Source organism: Nocardia sp. NPDC051929 (genome assembly GCF_044548645.1).
Lineage (GTDB): Bacteria > Actinomycetota > Actinomycetes > Mycobacteriales > Mycobacteriaceae > Nocardia > Nocardia sichangensis.
The window spans coordinates 1-15782 of sequence record NZ_JBIUCG010000047.1; the positions used below are offsets into that span (position 1 = coordinate 1).

Consider the following 15782-nt stretch of genomic DNA (forward strand, 5'->3'; position numbering starts at 1 on the left):
CTAGACAGCTCCACTTCACAGCCGGAGGCCTTCACCTGTCAGCCGGACTCACCACAGTGAGTAGGCCGGACAACCTCCCTGGACATCACAGCTAGTCGGCGGCGGACACGAACGTGCCCGCCCGTACGGCATCGACGGCGGCGCGGGCGGCTCGGTCCGCCACGATGTCATCGATCGGATCGCCGCTGGCGAGCAGCCGGTAGTACAGCGGTGCCGACACCGCGGACAGCACCGCGCGTGCGTCGGTGCGCTCGGGCGCTTCGCCGCGCGCGATGGCGGCCGCCACGCAGACCGACCATTCGGTGAGACGCACGTCGTAGAAGCGGCGCAGGGCGGCTGCGGTGGACTCGTCGCAGGTGGCGGCCGCGATCACGGCGCGGAAGAGCCTGCCTTGGCGAGGATCGGACAGGGTTTTCGCGACCAGGCGGGCATTGGCGGTGAGGTCGCCGAGGAGCGAGCCGGTGTCGGCGTGCGGCAGCGACTGCTCGGCCATGTCGACCAACAGGTCCGCGATCAGGCCGGTGGGTGTGCGCCAGCGGCGGTAGACGGTGGTCTTGCCGACTTCGGCGCGTGTGGCGACTTCGGCGAGGTCCAAGTTGGCGAAGCCGCGTTCGGTCAGCAGGTCGCCCGCGGCTCGCAGTACGGCCGCGCGGACCCGGGCGGTCCGTCCGCCGGGCCGGACGGAGCCGGGGGTCGCGTCATCCATGACCGTAACGGTACTCCAGTTTCATTTACGCGCGAAGGGGTGTACCGTCCGAAGCGTTAATGGAACAACAGACCCTTTAGGAGGGTGGTCCAGTGAACGTTCGGACGGTTGAGACGCAAATGGAGTACCGGCGGCTCGGCGCGTCGGGTCTGCACGTCCCGGCATTGAGCTTCGGCGCGGGCACCTTCGGCGGTCGCGGCGAGCTGTTCGGAGCATGGGGCGATACCGATGCCCAACAGGCGCGACGGCTGGTCGACATCAGTTTGGACGCAGGCGTGACCATGTTCGACACCGCCGATGTCTATTCCGACGGTGCCTCCGAAGAAGTGCTCGGCGCCGCCGTGAAGGGCAGACGCGATCGGGTGCTGCTGTCCACCAAGGCGACGCTGCCGACCGGACCGGGTCCGCGGGACGCCGGTTCCGGCCGGGCCAGGTTGATCGGTGCGGTGGATGGATCGCTGCGCAGGCTGGGCACCGACTACATCGATCTGTTCCAGCTGCACGCCTTCGACGCGGGCACGCCGGTCGAGGAAGTCGTCGCCGCGCTGGACGATCTGGTGCGCGCGGGCAAGATCCGCTATGTCGGCGCGTCCAACTTCGCGGGGTGGCAGTTGATGAAATCCCTTGCCGCGGCGGATCGCAACGGGCTGACCAGGTACGTCGCGCACCAGGTCTACTACTCGCTGGTCGGGCGGGACTACGAATGGGAGCTCATGCCGCTCGGCCGCGACCAGGGCGTAGGCGCGGTGGTCTGGAGTCCGCTCGGCTGGGGCAGGCTCACCGGCAAGATCCGCCGCGGACAACCGCTTCCGGAAGGTAGCCGCCTGCACCGGACCGCCGAGGCAGGCCCTCCGGTGGACGACGCGAAGCTCTACGACGTGGTCGACGTCCTCGACGAGCTGGCCGTCGAAACCGGCAAGACGGTCCCGCAGATCGCGCTCAATTGGCTGCTGCGCCGCCCCACCGTCGCGACGGTCATCGTCGGCGCCCGCAACGAGGAGCAACTGCGCCAGAACCTCGGCGCGATCGGCTGGGAACTCGACGCCGACCAGATCGCCCGCCTGGACAAAGCCAGCGCCACCACCCCGCCCTACCCCTACTACCCGTACTACCGCCTCCCGGACTTCACCCGGCTCAACCCGCCCGCGGTGTGAGCAAGTATTCGACGGCGGGCGGTCAGCCCCCTCTGATCGGCGTCGCGGTGAAGCCGAACTTGCCGATCGTGATCACGGCCGGACCGTCGATGCGGTCCAGGTCGTATATCGCCTCGCCGAGGTGGGTGGACATCAGGACCATCCACCAGTCCCACGAAGTTGTGGCGCTGCCTCGTGAACCGTCCTGCGCGATACGCCGGTAGTACGCGAGCAGCGTGCCGGGCGAGAACCGTATGGCGATCGGCGGAGTCAGCGCCGCCTCGTTGCGTTCGACAATGTGTGGGACGCCATGCAATACCTGGATTTTCAAGCCTTCCCACGTCCCGGCTCGAACGATGGAGTCCGTCAGTTCGTCGTGTGTCGGATCTTCCATGGCAGCCTCGTCCCCCGGCGGTCGGTGACGGTCGCTTCGAACCCGTCGTGTTTCTTGACGGAGCGGAGTGCGACCGCGTTCCATGGTGTGATGTCGATCACTGAATCGGGCGCTGTGGGCCCGGCGATACGGTCGGTCAGTACACGTCGCGGACGTAGCGCTTCTCGGCGATGAGTTGCTTCTTGAAGGCCAGTGCGCCGTCCTCGTCGAGTTTGCCGTGGATGCGGGCGATTCGCAGGAGCGCGTCGTCGACGTCCTTGGCCATGCGGCTGGCGTCGCCGCAGACGTAGAAGTGGGCGCCGTCGCGCAGCCAGGACCACAGCTCGGCGCCGTGCTCGATCATGCGGTGCTGCACGTAGATCCGTTCGCGCTGGTCTCGGGAGAAGGCCAGGTCGAGCCGGGTCAGGAAGCCGGAACGGAACATGTCCTCCAGCTCGGTGCGGTAGTAGAAATTGTGCGCCGCGTGCTGATCGCCGAAGAACAGCCAGTTGCGTCCGGTGCAGCCGAGGGCCCTGCGCTCCTGAAGAAATCCGCGGAAGGGGGCGATGCCGGTGCCGGGGCCCACCATGATCATCGGCGCGGTCGGGTCGGCCGGAGGACGGAAATGCGGTGCGCGCTGCAGGAAGATCGGCACCGCCGTGTCGGTGAGGTCGGCGCGATCGGCGAGGAAGGTCGAGCAAACGCCGCCGCGCCGCGCCGCCGAGCCGGTGGCCGCCGGGTCGCCGTAGCGCACGATGCCGACGGTCAGCTCCACTTCATCCGGGCTGACCCGCGGACTCGACGAGATCGAATATTGGCGCGGCTGCAGTTTTTTCAGGGTGCCGAGCCACTCCACCAGATCGGCCCGCACAGGGAAATCGCGCAGCACGTCGACGGCCTGCCGATCCCACAGGTAGTTCGCCAGCTCGTTGCGATTGTCTCGGCGTAGCAGTTTGGCGAGTTTGCCGCTGGCGTTGCGCTCGGCGAGGAAGCCGAGCAGATCCTGACCGACCTTGGTGATGTCGAAGTGCGTGCGCAGCGCATCGGCCAGGGGAACTTCGCGCTCGTCGACTTCCACGACGCGGCGACCGTCCAGCCCGGTGGCGGATAGCCATTCGCTGACCAGAGCGGTGCTGTTCACCGGCCAGACGCCCAGCGAATCGCCCACTTCGTACGCGGCGTCCAAGCCGCGCAGATCGAACGCGAAGCGGCGCACCTCCTTCGGTGATCCCGCGGCGGAGAGCAACTCGTTGCGCACCAGTGCGGCACGCAGCGGCGCGGCCCGGGTGAACGGTGCGGTGCGGGTGCGACCGAGTGCCGGGGCCATGCTCGGCGACTCCACTGTGGCCACCCCGCCGCCACGGGGCGTGGGTCGGCTCGGCGCGGCCGCACCGGTCACCGGCGAATCGGCGGGGTCCTCGGCCGGGCCGTCGCCCAAGGCGGCGAGCACGTCATCGAGCCAGCGCTGTGCCGCGTCTTGGTAGTCGGGTTCACTGTCGACGCGCGGGAGCAATCGGGTCGCGCCCAGTTCGGCGAATTTCTGGTCGAGTTTGCGACCGTAACCGCAGAAGTCGTCATAGGAGGAGTCGCCGAGCGCGAACACGGCGTAACGCACACCGGTCAGCCGCACGACGCTGTCGGCCAGCCGATCCCAGAAATCGGCTCCGTTGTCCGGCGGCCCTCCGTCGCCGAACGTGCTGCTGACCACCAGCACGTCGCCCTGGAGCGCACCCGGATCGCAGGAGTCCAGGTCCGATAGGCGCGGTGTGAATTCGTGCTCGGCGAGATGTGCCGCGACGGCGGCGGCGAACTCTTCGGCGTTGCCGGTCTGCGAGGCCCACAGCACGGTGACCGTGCGGGCGGCGGCGCCCGTGTCCGTCGTGGGCGCCGCACTACGTGAATACATCCCGGCCAGCAGCCCGTCGACCCACAGCCTGGTGTGCGCGGACATCGGCGCCGTCTCCGGAAGCACCGGCTGACCGGTCACCGGAAGCGCTTGCAGCGCCGCCAGATAGCCGCTGAGGTAGATCCGCTCGGTCTCGCTGAGCGTGGGGGCGGTGCCGCTGTCGAGGCCGAGCACGGCGGCCAGCGGGTGCGCCGCCTGAGCCGCGGGCAGCGCGGCGGGAGCCTGCGGCCGCGGCACGGAAGCCACCCGGCGTAGCGCCACCGCGCAGGCCTTGAACTCCGGTTGCAGCGAGGCCGGATCGACCGCGTCGTTGGTGACCGCGTTGATGGTCAGGTATTCGCCTTGCTCGTCGTTCCAGTGGAACGGCACGAAGCAGTCGCCCTGCCGCACCCGGTCGCTGACCTGCACCGGCAGCACCGCACGGCCACGGCGGGAGGCGATCTCGAGCTGGTCGCCCGTGCGCAGACCGAGCCGCTCGGCGTCGGCCGGATGCACCTCGACGAACGGCGTGCCGTTCAGCTTGGTCAGTTTGTCGATCTTGCCGGTCTTGGTCATCGTGTGCCACTGATGTTGCAGGCGACCGGTGTTCAGCAGGAACGGGTAGTCGTCGTCGGGCATCTCCTCCGGCAGCAGGTGTGGCCGGGGCCAGAACACCGCGCGGCGGCTCGGCGTGGCGAAGGCCAGCCGGGGCCGATGGCCGTTCTCGTCGATGAACAGCGTCTGGCTGACGCCGTCGTTGACGTAACGGATCGGGTTGCGCCCGCGGTCCGGCTCCGGGCACGGCCACTGCATCGGCCCTTCGCGCAGCGCCGCATAGGTCACGCCGCGCAGGTCGTAGCCGGTGGCGGGATTCGCGAACCGCTTGATCTCGTCGAACACCTCGGCGCTGGAGGCGAAGTCGAAGCCGGGGAATCCCATGGCGGTGGCGACGTCGGCGATGATCCGCCAGTCCGGCCGCGCGTCGCCGATGGGCGGGACCGACTGCTGCAGCAGGGTGAGGTTGCGTTCGGAATTCACCATCACCGCGTCGGCTTCCGCCCACAGCGTGGCGGGGAGCAGCAGGTCGGCGTAGGCGTTGGTCGCGGTCTCGGTGTAGGCGTCCTGGGCGATCACCAGTTCGGCCGCCTCCAACCCCGCGATCACGGTCTTCCGGTTCGACACCGTGGCGACGGGGTTGGTGCAGATGATCCAGGCCGCTTTGATCGTTCCTTCGGCCAGTTCACGGAACATCTCCACCGTGCCGGGCCCGGCTTCGGTGCGCAGGGTGCCGGGCGCCAGTTCCCACGCGGTCTCCACGAACGTGCGGTCCTCGGCGGAGAGCAGGCTGCGCTGGCCGGGCAGGCCGGGGCCCATGTACCCCATCTCGCGCCCGCCCATCGCGTTCGGCTGCCCGGTGAGCGAGAACGGCCCGCTGCCGGGACGGCAGATCGCGCCGGTGGCCAGGTGCAGGTTGCACAGCGCGTTGGTGTTCCAGGTGCCGTGTGTGGACTGGTTGAGTCCCATCGTCCACAGCGACATCCACTCGCCCGCCGCGCCGATCCATTCGGCCGCGGTCCGGATGTCGGCCTCGGCCAGTCCGGTGATCTCCGCCACGCGCTCCGGCGGATAGTCGGCCAGGAACTCCGGCATCGCGTCCCAGCCCTCGGTGTGCTCGGCGATGAACTCCGCGTCGATGTGGCCGCCTGCGACCAGCAGGTGCAGCAACCCGTTGAGCAGCGCGAGATCCGTGCCGGGCGCGATCTGCAGGAACAGGTCGGCGCGCGCGGCGGTCTCGGTGCGGCGCGGGTCGACCACGATGAGCTTCGCGCCCGTCTTCAGGCGATCGGCCATCCGCAGAAAAAGGATGGGGTGGCAGTCGGCCATGTTCGCGCCGATGACGAAGAACAGGTCCGCGTGCTCGAAGTCGTCGTAGGAGCCGGGCGGCCCGTCCGCGCCGAGCGACTGCTTGTACCCGGTGCCCGCGCTGGCCATGCACAGCCGCGAGTTCGCCTCGATGTGCACCGTGCGCAGATAACCCTTGGCGAGTTTGGTCGCGAGGTACTGCGCCTCCAGCGACATCTGCCCGGAGACATACAGCGCGATCGCGTCCGGACCGTGTTCGTCGAGAATCGCGCGCAACCGAGTGGCCGCCTCGTGGACGGCCTCGTCGACGGGGAACGGCACCGGAACCTGGCCGCGCTCGAAGCGCCGGTAGGCGGTCTCCATCCGTCCGGGAGTGCGCATCAACTCCGCGTGGGTCGCCCCTTTGGTGCACAGCCTGCCGGCGTTCGCCGGATGCAGTTTGTCACCGCTGACCTTGGCGATCACCGGCTTGCCCGCGCCGTCGGCGGCGGTCGACACCGTTATCCCGCAGCCGACGCCGCAGTACGAGCACGCCGTTCGGGCGGTGCCGTCGCCGCGGCCGGTCACTGGATCGGTCATGTCTCCGATCATGCGGACCGCCGATTGCGCCGGATTTACCTCGCGTTATCGCCAGGTGACATTCCTCCTCACCGCTCTCGGATCGATCGGTGAGGTGTGATCCAGATCTCCGGCTCAGTCCAGCTTGTAGGCGCGGTGCAGGGCAACCACGCCCCCGGTGAGGTTGCGCCACTTCACCGACGACCACCCGTTCGCCGCGATCCGCATCGCCAGCCTGCGCTGATTGGGCCACTCCGTGATCGATTCGGCCAGGTAGACGTAGGCTTCGGGATTACTGCTGACCACGCGCGCCACCTTGGGCAGCGCTTTCATCAGGTACTCCAGGTACACCGTGCGGAACACCGGCAGCACCGGCGCGGAGAACTCGCACACCACCAGCCTGCCGCCGGGCTTGGTGACCCGCAGCATCTCGCGCAGGGCGAGGTCGGTGTCGGCCACGTTGCGCAGCCCGAAGGAGATGGTCACCGCGTCGAAGGAGTCGTCGGCGAACGGCAGCGCCATCGCGTCGGCCGCAACCATCGGCACGTCGCGGAACCGGCCCGCGCTGAGCATGCCCTTGGAGAAGTCGGCTGCGAGGCACCACGCGCCGGATTTCTGCAATTCCAGGGTGGATACACCGGTGCCCGCCGCGAGGTCGAGCAGCCGCTCGCCCGGCCGTGCCGCCAGCGCCTTGCGGGTCGCCCAGCGCCAATAGCGATCCTGTCCGGCGGAGATCACCGTGTTGGTCAGGTCGTAGCGCCGGGCGACGCCATCGAACATCGCCGCGACTTCGCGCGGCTGCTTGTCCAACGAGGCCCGGTTCGATTGCGTTTTCGGCACGGGAAGACCCTAACTCGCGGTCTGTTACGAACCGAGCGCGGCGCGTGGATACCTCCGTCACGCTTCGGCCGGGTTCATGCCGTATGCGGCAACCGAATCCGCGCGCCGGTCACTTCCGTGTAGTGGCCCATCAACTCGGTGCAGATGGCGGGCCAAGTCCGCGACAGCACCGACTTCCGCGCCGCCCCGGCGAACCGGGTCCGCAGCTCCGGATCGTGCAGCGCCCCGACAGCGCTGGGCAGCAACTCGCCGAACCGGTCCACCGGAAGCAGATAGCCGTTGCGGCAGTGGGCGATCAGGTCGCGGGGACCGCCCGCGTCGGGACCGATCACCGGGACACCGGAGGCCAGCGCCTCCTGCACGCCCTGGCAGAACGTCTCGTGTTCGCCCGCGTGCACCATGACGTCCAGACTGGCGTACGCCCGCGCCAGCTCGCCGCCGCCGAGTTCGCCGGTGAACACCGCGGTCGGCATCAGCCGGGCCAGCCGCTGACGCTCCGGCCCGTCGCCGACGATCACCAGCTGGATGTCCGGGTCGGCGGCCAGCACCGCGAGCCGCTCGACGTGCTTCTCCGGCGCGAGTCGCCCCACGAAGCCCACCAGCAGGCGGTCCCGGCCCGCGAGCCAGGCGTCCCGTAGTTCGGCGGAGCGGGCGCTCGGCGTGAACCGCGCGATGTCGACGCCGCGCCCCCACCGGTGCACGCGCGGGATGCCGTGCCTGGCCAGGTCCTCGGCGGCGGCCCGGGACGGGGCGAGCGTGCGGGTGGCGCCCTCGTGGATGCGCCGGGTCCAGCCCCAGGCGGCACGGCTCGCCAGCCCGAGCCCGTAACTCTTGGCGAAGCCGGCCACGTCGGTCTGATACACCGCGACAGTGGGCAGATCCAGCCGCAATGCCGCGCCGAGGCCGCCGGCGCCGAGCAGGAACGGAGAGGCCAGGTGAACCACCTCGGCGTCGAAGTCCTCGATGGCCGAGACGATGCCCGGCTGGGGCAGCCCGACCGGCAGCGAACTGACCTTCGGGACCATGACCGCGGGTACCCGGTGGACCGGGAAACGCTCGTAGTGGCGCGGTGCGGCGGGCTGTCCGCGGGGGGTGTCCGGCGCGATGATCAGCGCTTCGTGCCCGTTCCGGTCCAGGTGGTCGAGCACCCGCAGCACCGAGTTGACGACACCGTTCATGCTCGGCAGGAACGACTCCGCGACGATCGCTACACGCACGCTCCCAGCGTGACCGCTACACCGCGCCACGCCGCCACGCCGAAGTGAAGCGCACGGAAAGATCCGGCGAACTATCGGAACCCCGACCGCTTTCCCGGTGACGCGGATCTCAGGCCTGCGGGGCGGGCCTGACCACCGGCGCGGGACCGCGCCTACCCGCGCGGAAAAGCAACCACAGCGCGGGCAGCGCGAGCAGCCACACCACGACGATGACCGACAACGCGGGCGGAACGGCGACGCGCACGTCACGGCCCTCCACCCGCACCAGGTCCGGGTCGCTGCGGCGGTACTCCACACGAATCCGCTCGCCCGCGGTCAAGTTGGTCGGATAGAGCACGCCGACCTTCGGATTGTGTGTCTCGCCGTCCGGTGTGACGTACATGACCGCCGAGCGCAGCCGTCCCGCCGAGAGCACCTCGGCCGTGGTGCTGCCCTTGTCCGAGCTGATCAGATAATCGTTGCGCCACGCGGCCAGCACCAGCAGCCCGACGAGCACGCTCACCGCCGTCGCGGCGATCAACACGCCGATCCTGGCCCGTCGCAGGCGGATCGGCCGCCTGGTGAACTGGCTGGTTTCCGACACCGCCACAGGCTACCGATCGGCTCGGCTACGGTGGCGGCCATGTCCCGAAAATTCAGCTTCACCGTGCCGTACACAGTCCCGGTCGAAGATCTCCACCGGGCACTCATCACCGACGACGTCTGGCGGTCCCGCTTCGCCGAGGCGGAGACGGCGACAGTCGACCTGTCGCATCCCGACGGCGCGGGCACCATTCGCATCCATATGACCGAGAAGGCTCCCGAGGACAAGGTGCCAGCGCTGGTCCGCAAGGTGCTCAGGAGCGAACTCACCTTCTCCCGCACCGACAACTGGCAGCCGCTGGTCGGCGAGGTCGCCAAAGGCACCTTCGAGGTCTCCACCGGCGGCATCAACACCGCGATGTCGGGGTCCTACGAGATCCGTTCTACCGCGGAAGGTTCCGAGATCGAGGTCGTCGGCACCGTGCGGGTGAAGGTTCTCGTGGTCGGCGGCGCGATCGAGCCACTCGCCGAGCAGTTGCTCCACCGAGTGCTGAAGGGCGAGCGCAAAAGCATCGAGGACTGGCTGTCCGCCGAGTCGACCGCGTGAGCGCGCGCGTTGCCCCAGCGCGCCGGGGCAACGCCGTCGCGGCCTAGGCGAAGTCCTGCGGCGAGAACTCCTTCGGCTCCACCAGGACCAGCCAGTTTCCCGAATTGTCCCGGATGATCGCCTCGGTTCCGTAGGGCCGTTCGGCGGGCGGCTGCACGAACTCCACCCCTTTGGCGGTGAGTTCCTCGAAGGTCTTCTGGCAGTTCTCGGTCCGCAGGCCGAGCGAGCCGTGCGTGCCGTTGGCCAGCGCCCGCCGGACGGCGTCGGCGTAGTTCTCGTCCAGCGGCGGGCCGGGAAGCATCAGCGTGATCTCCAGCTCGGGGTGCGCGGGATGCGCGACGGTGACCCAGCGGAAACCGTTGTCGCCCATCGTGACATCGCTGGTCTCGACGAAGCCGAGCTTGTCGACGTACCACTCTTTCGCGGCGGTTTGGTCCGTCACGTACACCGTCACCAGGGAAACGTTCGTAATCGTCGTCATGCGGTCCACGCTATGGCGGGCGCGGGGCCACCGGCTTCTCCGAAATTGCGCCGTTCGGTCAGCATGGCGGCTCGCGGTCGGAGAGCCCGTGCATGAAAACGAAACAGCCGGGGATACGCGGAGCGCCGTCGGCGAACTTCGCCTGGTATTCCGACGGCGTGACCCCGACCAACTGCCGGAACTTGCTGCTGAACGAGCCGAGGCTGCTGTAGCCGACCAGCATGCACACCTCGGTGACCGTCAGATTGGTCGAGCGCAGCAGGTCCTGGGCGCGTTCGATGCGCCGCTCGGCCAGGTACACGGCGGGGGTGCGGCCGTAGACCGCGGCGAACGCGCGCAGGAAGTGGTATTTCGACACCCCGGCGGCCGCCGCCAGTTCCTCCAGATGCAGCGGGTCGGCGTAATGGCGGTCCGCGAGGTCCCTGGCCCGGCGCAGATGCGGGAGCAGATACAGCGCGGGCAAGCCGCGCGCTCGTTGTCCGCCCATCGGGCCGCCCTCGTCCCTAAGCGAACGGCGGACGCTCGTCGAAGCGCAGCGATGCCCGGCCCGCCATCCGCCACGCCCGCGCGGTCAGGTCGACGTCCTCGTCGGTCACCAGATTGCCCATCACCCGGACCGCGGTGCGCTGCAAGTACTTCGACCGCATCACCGGAGGACCGCCCAGCGGCACCATGCGCGGGTGCGTGGCCAGGCCCGCGATCCGCCGGGCGACCGAGAACGTGCGTCCGTAGCGGGCGCGCAGGGTCTGCGGCCAGATCGCGGTGAAGTCGGGCTCGTCCAGCAGGCCGGCCAGCATGTGGCCGCCCTCCAAGCCGTAATCGATGCCTTCGCCGTTCAGCGGGTTCACACACCCCGCCGCGTCGCCGATCAGCACCCAGTTGCGCCCCGCGACGTTCGAGACCGCCCCGCCCATCGGCAGCAGGGCCGAGGCGACCGCGCGCAGCGAGCCCTCGAATTGCCATTCCTCGGTGCGCAGCGCGGTGTAGTGCGCCAAGAGCGGCTTCAACGCGATGTGCGAGGGACGACGCTCCGTGGCCAGCGACCCCACACCGATGTTCACCTCGCCATTGCCGAGCGGGAACACCCAGCCGTAGCCGGGAACCAGTTCGCCGGAGGCGTCGCGCAACTCCAGATGCGAGGTGATCCACTGGTCGTCGCTGCGGCCGGACTTGATGTAGGCCCGCGCGGCGGTGCCGTAGGCGTACTGCCGATGCCAGACGCGGCCGAGCAGCCGCCCGATCGGCGAACGCACCCCGTCGGCGACCACCAGCGTCCGGCAGGCGATGGTGCGCGTGCCGCCCGCCGTACGCACCGTCACACCCGTGACCCGGTCACCCTCCCGGGTGACATCCATTACCTTCGTCCCGTCCACCATGCGCGCGCCCGACTTCACCGCCGTCTCGCGCAACTTGTCGTCGAGTTCGGTTCGGGGAACCGCGCTTCCGTACGTGGGGAAGGAACCGCCCGGCCAGTTCAGCAGCGCTTCGCGGCCGAAGCCGGTCATCCGGAGGCCGTGGTTGACGACGTGCGCGCGCACCCACTCGCCGAGCCCCAGCTGCTCCAATTCGGCGGTCGCACGCGGGGTGAGCCCGTCACCGCAGGTCTTGTCCCTGGGAAAAACGGCGGAATCGACGAGCACTACGTCGCGTCCGGCCCGCGCCGCCCAGGCCGCCGACGCCGATCCGGCCGGGCCCGCGCCGACGACCAGCACCTCGGCCCGGCTGGGCAACGCGTCCTCGTCGGGCGCGGGACTCGCTTCCGGTGAACCCATGCGGTCCATACTCGCAGGGCCGTCTCGCCGATGTCGACGGCGGTCGCGCTCGCGTCGTGGACGGTCACCATCGAGGCGGTGCGGCAGTGGACGATCCGCCACAGAGTGACGGTGTTCATGGGCCATCCGGCGGGGACACGCTAGGTTCTCTACCGTGGGGTCGGACGCATCGCTGGGAGAAGGAATGAGCACATCGGCCATGAGCGAGCGCAGCGAGCGAATCATGGACACGGCGCACGGCGGGCACAGCGAAGCCGGGAGCGACGCGGGCACGGTCGTGGCCGGGGTCGATCTCGGTGACGTCGGGCTGGCCGACACCGTGCGCAACGGCTTGGCGGACGTGGAGAGACTCCTCGTCGACGAGCTGTCCGACGGCGCGGAATTCCTCCAGGAGGCGGCGCTGCACCTGGCCAAGGCCGGCGGCAAGCGATTCCGTCCGCTCTTCACCATCCTCACCGGACAGCTCGGCCCGCGCCCCGCCGATCCCGCTCTGGTCACCGCGGGCACCGTCGTCGAACTCGTGCACCTGGCGACGCTGTACCACGACGACGTGATGGACGAGGCCCCGATGCGCCGCGGCGCGCCGAGCGTCAACTCGCGGTGGGGGAACAACATCGCGATCCTCGCGGGCGACTACTTGTTCGCGCACGCGTCCCGGCTCACCTCCACCCTCGGTCCCGACGCGGTGCGCATCATCGCCGAGACCTTCGCCGAACTCGTCACCGGTCAGATGCGCGAGACCATGGGCGCCCGCGAATCCCAGGACCCCGTCGAGCACTATCTGCGCGTGGTGTGGGAGAAGACCGGTTCGCTCATCGCCGCCGCAGGCCGCTTCGGCGGCACCTTCTCGGGTGCGGATGCCGAGCACGTCGAGCGACTGGCCCGCCTCGGCGACGCGGTCGGCACCGCCTTCCAGATCTCCGACGACATCATCGACATCTCCTCCGCCTCCGAGCAGTCCGGCAAGACCCCTGGCACCGACCTGCGTGAAGGTGTGCACACGCTGCCGGTGCTGTACGCGCTGCGCGAGGAGGGCGTCGACGGCGACCGGCTGCGCAAGCTGCTCGCGCGTCCGCTGGAGACCGACGACGAGGTGAAAGAGGCGCTCGACCTGCTCGCCGACTCCCGCGGCATGGCGCTGGCCAAGGAGAAGCTCCAGGGCTACGCCGACCTCGCCTACGCCGAGCTGTCCGCCCTGCCCGGCGGCCCCGCGAACGACGCGCTCGAGCGGCTGGTCCGCTACACCATCGAACGCGTGGGTTGAGTGGTCCGCCGCTCATGAGCCGGGGCGCATGTCGGCGAGGATTGATTTCCGCCGACTGATTTCGGCTGGGCGCGGATTCATCGGAACTTTGCCTGGAGCTTCTATCGTTTATCTGCTGTAAGGCGACTCGGTGAACGGGGGAGCGGCAAGGGAGACGTATGCACGGGCACGGGTTTGCGAACGGGCTGAAGACCTTCGGGCTGATGGTGGGCCTGTCGGCCCTGATCGTGTTCATCGGCGCGCTGTTCCGCAACCCGACGATCCTCGTCGTCGCGATCCTGCTCGCGGTGGGCATGAACGCCTACGCGTACTTCAACAGCGACAAGATCGCGTTGCGGGCCATGCACGCGCAGCCGGTCAGCGAGCTGGAGGCGCCGGTCATGTACCGGATCGTGCGCGAACTGGCCACCATCGCGCGCCAGCCGATGCCGCGGCTGTACATCAGCCCCACGAACGCGCCCAACGCCTTCGCCACCGGACGCAATCCGCGCCATGCCGCGGTGTGCTGCACCAGCGGCATCCTGCAACTTCTCGACGAGCGGGAATTGCGGGCCGTGCTCGGCCACGAACTGTCGCACGTCTACAACCGCGACATCCTCATCTCCTCGATCGCGGGTGCGCTCGCCGCCGTCATCTCCGGCCTGGCCAACCTGGCCGTCTACGCGTCCATGTTCGGCGGCAACCGCAACGGCGAGGGGCCGAACGTGCTGGCCGTGCTGCTGGTGTCGTTGCTCGGCCCGATCGCGGCTACGCTGATCAAGCTGGCCGTCTCCCGCTCGCGCGAATTCCAGGCCGACCAATCCGGCGCCGAACTGACCGGCGACCCGCTGGCCCTCGCCTCCGCACTGCGGAAGATCGAACGCGGCGTCCACACCGCCCCACTACCGCCCGAACCGAGGCTGGCGTCGCAGTCGCATCTGATGATCGCCAACCCGTTCCGTCCGGGTGAGCGGGTCGCCCGCTGGTTCACCACGCACCCGCCGATGAACGAGCGCATCGCCCGGCTGGAGGAGATGGCGGGCGGTCCCCGCCGGTACTGAGCCCGGCGGCCTCAGTCGTCCGAGGCCAGTTGGTCTTCGTAAGCGCGGAACGTATCGACGAACAACTTCCGCTGGTCCGCCGTGAGCGGCTCGAGCACCGTACGCCAGGCGCGAGCGCTGCGTCCCAGCCATTTGTGCACGGATCGCTCGTGCGCCGATGCGATGGCGACGATGGTGCGTCTGCGGTCGTCCGGGTCGGTGCCGCGTTCGAGCACACCCTGCTTGCTGAGTTCGCCGACCATGAGACTCACCGTCGTCGGCGCCACCTCCAGCCGGGCGGCCAGATCCGTCACCGTGGTCGGGCCGTCGAACACCAGGTTGGCCAGCAACGACAGGTGCCGCGGCGCCAGCGAGAAGGATTCCAGCTCCGGGGGAACGCCCAACTTCTTGGCCCGTCCGACCACGCGCGGCATGAGCAGCAACAACGTGCGGATGCCCTCGTCCACGCCGAGTCCGGCCCGCTCCTCGGTCGACATGCAGTCCCCTCCAGCACCCTCGTGGACACGCTGAACGCGACCGACCCGGCCGCGCTGCGGACCCGGCGCTCAGCGGTAGTTGACGAACTGCAGCGCGATCCCGAAATCCTCGCCCTTCAGCAGGGCGATGACGGCCTGCAGATCGTCGCGCTTCTTGCTGCTCACGCGCAGCTCGTCGCCCTGGATCTGCGCCTTCACGCCCTTGGGGCCCTCGTCCCTGATCTTCTTGGAGATCTTCTTCGCGTGCTCGGAGTCGATGCCCTGCACCAGCGAACCGGTGATCTTGTAGACCTTGCCGGAGGAGACCGGCTCACCCGCGTCGAACGCCTTCAGCGAGATGTCGCGGCGGATCAGCTTCTCCTTGAACACCTCCAGCGCGGCCTTGACGCGCTCCTCCGCCTCCGCGGTGAGGACGATCTTGTCCTCGCCGGACCATTCGATCGACGCGCCGGTGCCGCGGAAGTCGTAGCGGGTGTTGAGCTCCTTCTCCGCCTGATGCAGGGCGTTGTCGACCTCCTGCCGGTCGACCTTGCTCACAACATCGAAAGACGAATCAGCCACGCTGCGCTCCTGTTCTGATGGTCCGACGGGTGAGTTGAACCGGACGCTTCCAGCCCCCGTCAGTTCTACCCGGAGACCCGAGGGTAGTCGCGTCGCGCGGCCGATAGCCAGCCGGTTTGCATTCAGGGTGCGGGTTCGATGTATTCTGCTCAGCGCGCGAAACAATGCGCGAAAGGCAGGTTGCCCGAGCGGCCAATGGGAGCAGACTGTAAATCTGTCGGTGAAAGCCTACGTAGGTTCGAATCCTACACCTGCCACTCCGCTCACTAGGCGAGCCCTGTACGCAGAAAGCGCGTACAGGGCTCGCTTCGTAATGTCTTGTGGGGGTGCAACCCCCACGCCCCGGGGGGGGGGGGGGGGGCCCCCCCCCCCCCCCCCCCCCCCGGGGGGGGGGGGGGGCGCGGGGGGCGGGGTGGGGGGGGGGGGGGGGTGGGGGGGGGGGGGGGGTGGGGTGGGGGGGGGCGGGGGGGGGGGGGCGGGCCCC

General features: G+C 69.1%; 15 protein-coding genes and 1 tRNA gene. 5 read left to right on the plus strand and 11 right to left on the minus strand.

The features are described 5' to 3' along the window. Window positions 1-91: 91 nt before the first annotated feature. The gene (locus tag ACIHAX_RS37070) at window positions 92-706 is read right to left on the minus strand and encodes a TetR/AcrR family transcriptional regulator (RefSeq protein WP_364424266.1); all 615 of its coding nucleotides are present in this window, start codon (window positions 704-706) and stop codon (window positions 92-94) included. A gap of 119 nt (window positions 707-825) precedes the next feature. On the opposite strand from ACIHAX_RS37070, the gene ACIHAX_RS37075 reads away from it, so the two are divergent. Next, window positions 826-1860 carry an aldo/keto reductase gene (locus ACIHAX_RS37075; protein ID WP_364424858.1) on the plus strand — a complete coding sequence of 345 codons (1035 nt, stop codon included), beginning with the start codon at window positions 826-828 and terminating at the stop codon, window positions 1858-1860. A gap of 22 nt (window positions 1861-1882) precedes the next feature. Here ACIHAX_RS37075 and ACIHAX_RS37080 read toward each other — a convergent pair whose 3' ends face one another. From ACIHAX_RS37080 to ACIHAX_RS37100, 5 genes are all read right to left on the minus strand, one after another. Then, window positions 1883-2233: a hypothetical protein gene (locus ACIHAX_RS37080; protein ID WP_397282333.1), complete on the minus strand. Its 351-nt coding sequence runs from the start codon at window positions 2231-2233 to the stop codon at window positions 1883-1885. Between the two features lie 136 nt (window positions 2234-2369). Next, complete coding sequence (locus ACIHAX_RS37085) at window positions 2370-6539, minus strand: molybdopterin-dependent oxidoreductase (protein ID WP_397282336.1); 4170 nt, start codon at window positions 6537-6539, stop codon at window positions 2370-2372. A gap of 114 nt (window positions 6540-6653) precedes the next feature. Continuing rightward, window positions 6654-7358 carry a demethylmenaquinone methyltransferase gene (locus ACIHAX_RS37090; protein ID WP_355072019.1) on the minus strand — a complete coding sequence of 235 codons (705 nt, stop codon included), beginning with the start codon at window positions 7356-7358 and terminating at the stop codon, window positions 6654-6656. Between the two features lie 74 nt (window positions 7359-7432). Further along, entirely contained in the window at window positions 7433-8575 is a 1143-nt protein-coding gene (locus tag ACIHAX_RS37095) for a glycosyltransferase family 4 protein (protein WP_397282338.1), read from the minus strand. Window positions 8576-8684: 109 nt separating this feature from the next. Beyond that, a complete protein-coding gene (locus tag ACIHAX_RS37100; RefSeq protein ID WP_355072023.1) occupies window positions 8685-9158 on the minus strand; it encodes a DUF3592 domain-containing protein in 474 nt (157 codons plus the stop codon). A 39-nt stretch (window positions 9159-9197) separates the two neighbouring features. Here ACIHAX_RS37100 and ACIHAX_RS37105 point away from each other — a divergent pair, with 39 nt between their 5' ends. Then, window positions 9198-9704: a DUF2505 domain-containing protein gene (locus tag ACIHAX_RS37105; protein WP_355072025.1), complete on the plus strand. Its 507-nt coding sequence runs from the start codon at window positions 9198-9200 to the stop codon at window positions 9702-9704. Window positions 9705-9747: 43 nt separating this feature from the next. On the opposite strand, the gene ACIHAX_RS37110 is transcribed toward ACIHAX_RS37105, so the two are convergent. The 3 genes from ACIHAX_RS37110 to ACIHAX_RS37120 are packed head-to-tail and all read right to left on the minus strand — an operon-like array spanning window position 9748 to window position 11957. Beyond that, a complete protein-coding gene (locus tag ACIHAX_RS37110) occupies window positions 9748-10185 on the minus strand; it encodes a VOC family protein (protein ID WP_067810448.1) in 438 nt (145 codons plus the stop codon). Window positions 10186-10243: 58 nt separating this feature from the next. Next, window positions 10244-10672 (minus strand): AraC family transcriptional regulator, encoded by a 429-nt coding sequence (locus ACIHAX_RS37115; protein ID WP_364424258.1) that lies wholly within the window; start codon window positions 10670-10672, stop codon window positions 10244-10246. A 16-nt stretch (window positions 10673-10688) separates the two neighbouring features. After that, on the minus strand, window positions 10689-11957 hold the full coding sequence (locus tag ACIHAX_RS37120; protein ID WP_356962520.1) for a geranylgeranyl reductase family protein: 1269 nt from the start codon (window positions 11955-11957) through the stop codon (window positions 10689-10691). Between the two features lie 223 nt (window positions 11958-12180). On the opposite strand from ACIHAX_RS37120, the gene ACIHAX_RS37125 reads away from it, so the two are divergent. Both ACIHAX_RS37125 and htpX read left to right on the plus strand, forming a co-directional pair. Then, on the plus strand, window positions 12181-13221 hold the full coding sequence (locus ACIHAX_RS37125; RefSeq protein WP_355072144.1) for a polyprenyl synthetase family protein: 1041 nt from the start codon (window positions 12181-12183) through the stop codon (window positions 13219-13221). A gap of 158 nt (window positions 13222-13379) precedes the next feature. Then, window positions 13380-14261 (plus strand): zinc metalloprotease HtpX, encoded by an 882-nt coding sequence (gene htpX, locus ACIHAX_RS37130; protein ID WP_355072031.1) that lies wholly within the window; start codon window positions 13380-13382, stop codon window positions 14259-14261. A gap of 11 nt (window positions 14262-14272) precedes the next feature. Here the strand turns inward: htpX and ACIHAX_RS37135 are convergent, their stop codons facing one another. Next, entirely contained in the window at window positions 14273-14737 is a 465-nt protein-coding gene (locus ACIHAX_RS37135) for a MarR family winged helix-turn-helix transcriptional regulator (RefSeq protein ID WP_364424254.1), read from the minus strand. Between the two features lie 69 nt (window positions 14738-14806). Then, entirely contained in the window at window positions 14807-15298 is a 492-nt protein-coding gene (locus tag ACIHAX_RS37140; protein WP_039802015.1) for a YajQ family cyclic di-GMP-binding protein, read from the minus strand. A gap of 174 nt (window positions 15299-15472) precedes the next feature. On the opposite strand from ACIHAX_RS37140, the gene ACIHAX_RS37145 reads away from it, so the two are divergent. Next, window positions 15473-15555: transfer RNA gene (locus ACIHAX_RS37145), tRNA-Tyr, on the plus strand. The last annotated feature ends 227 nt before the right edge of the window (window positions 15556-15782 follow it).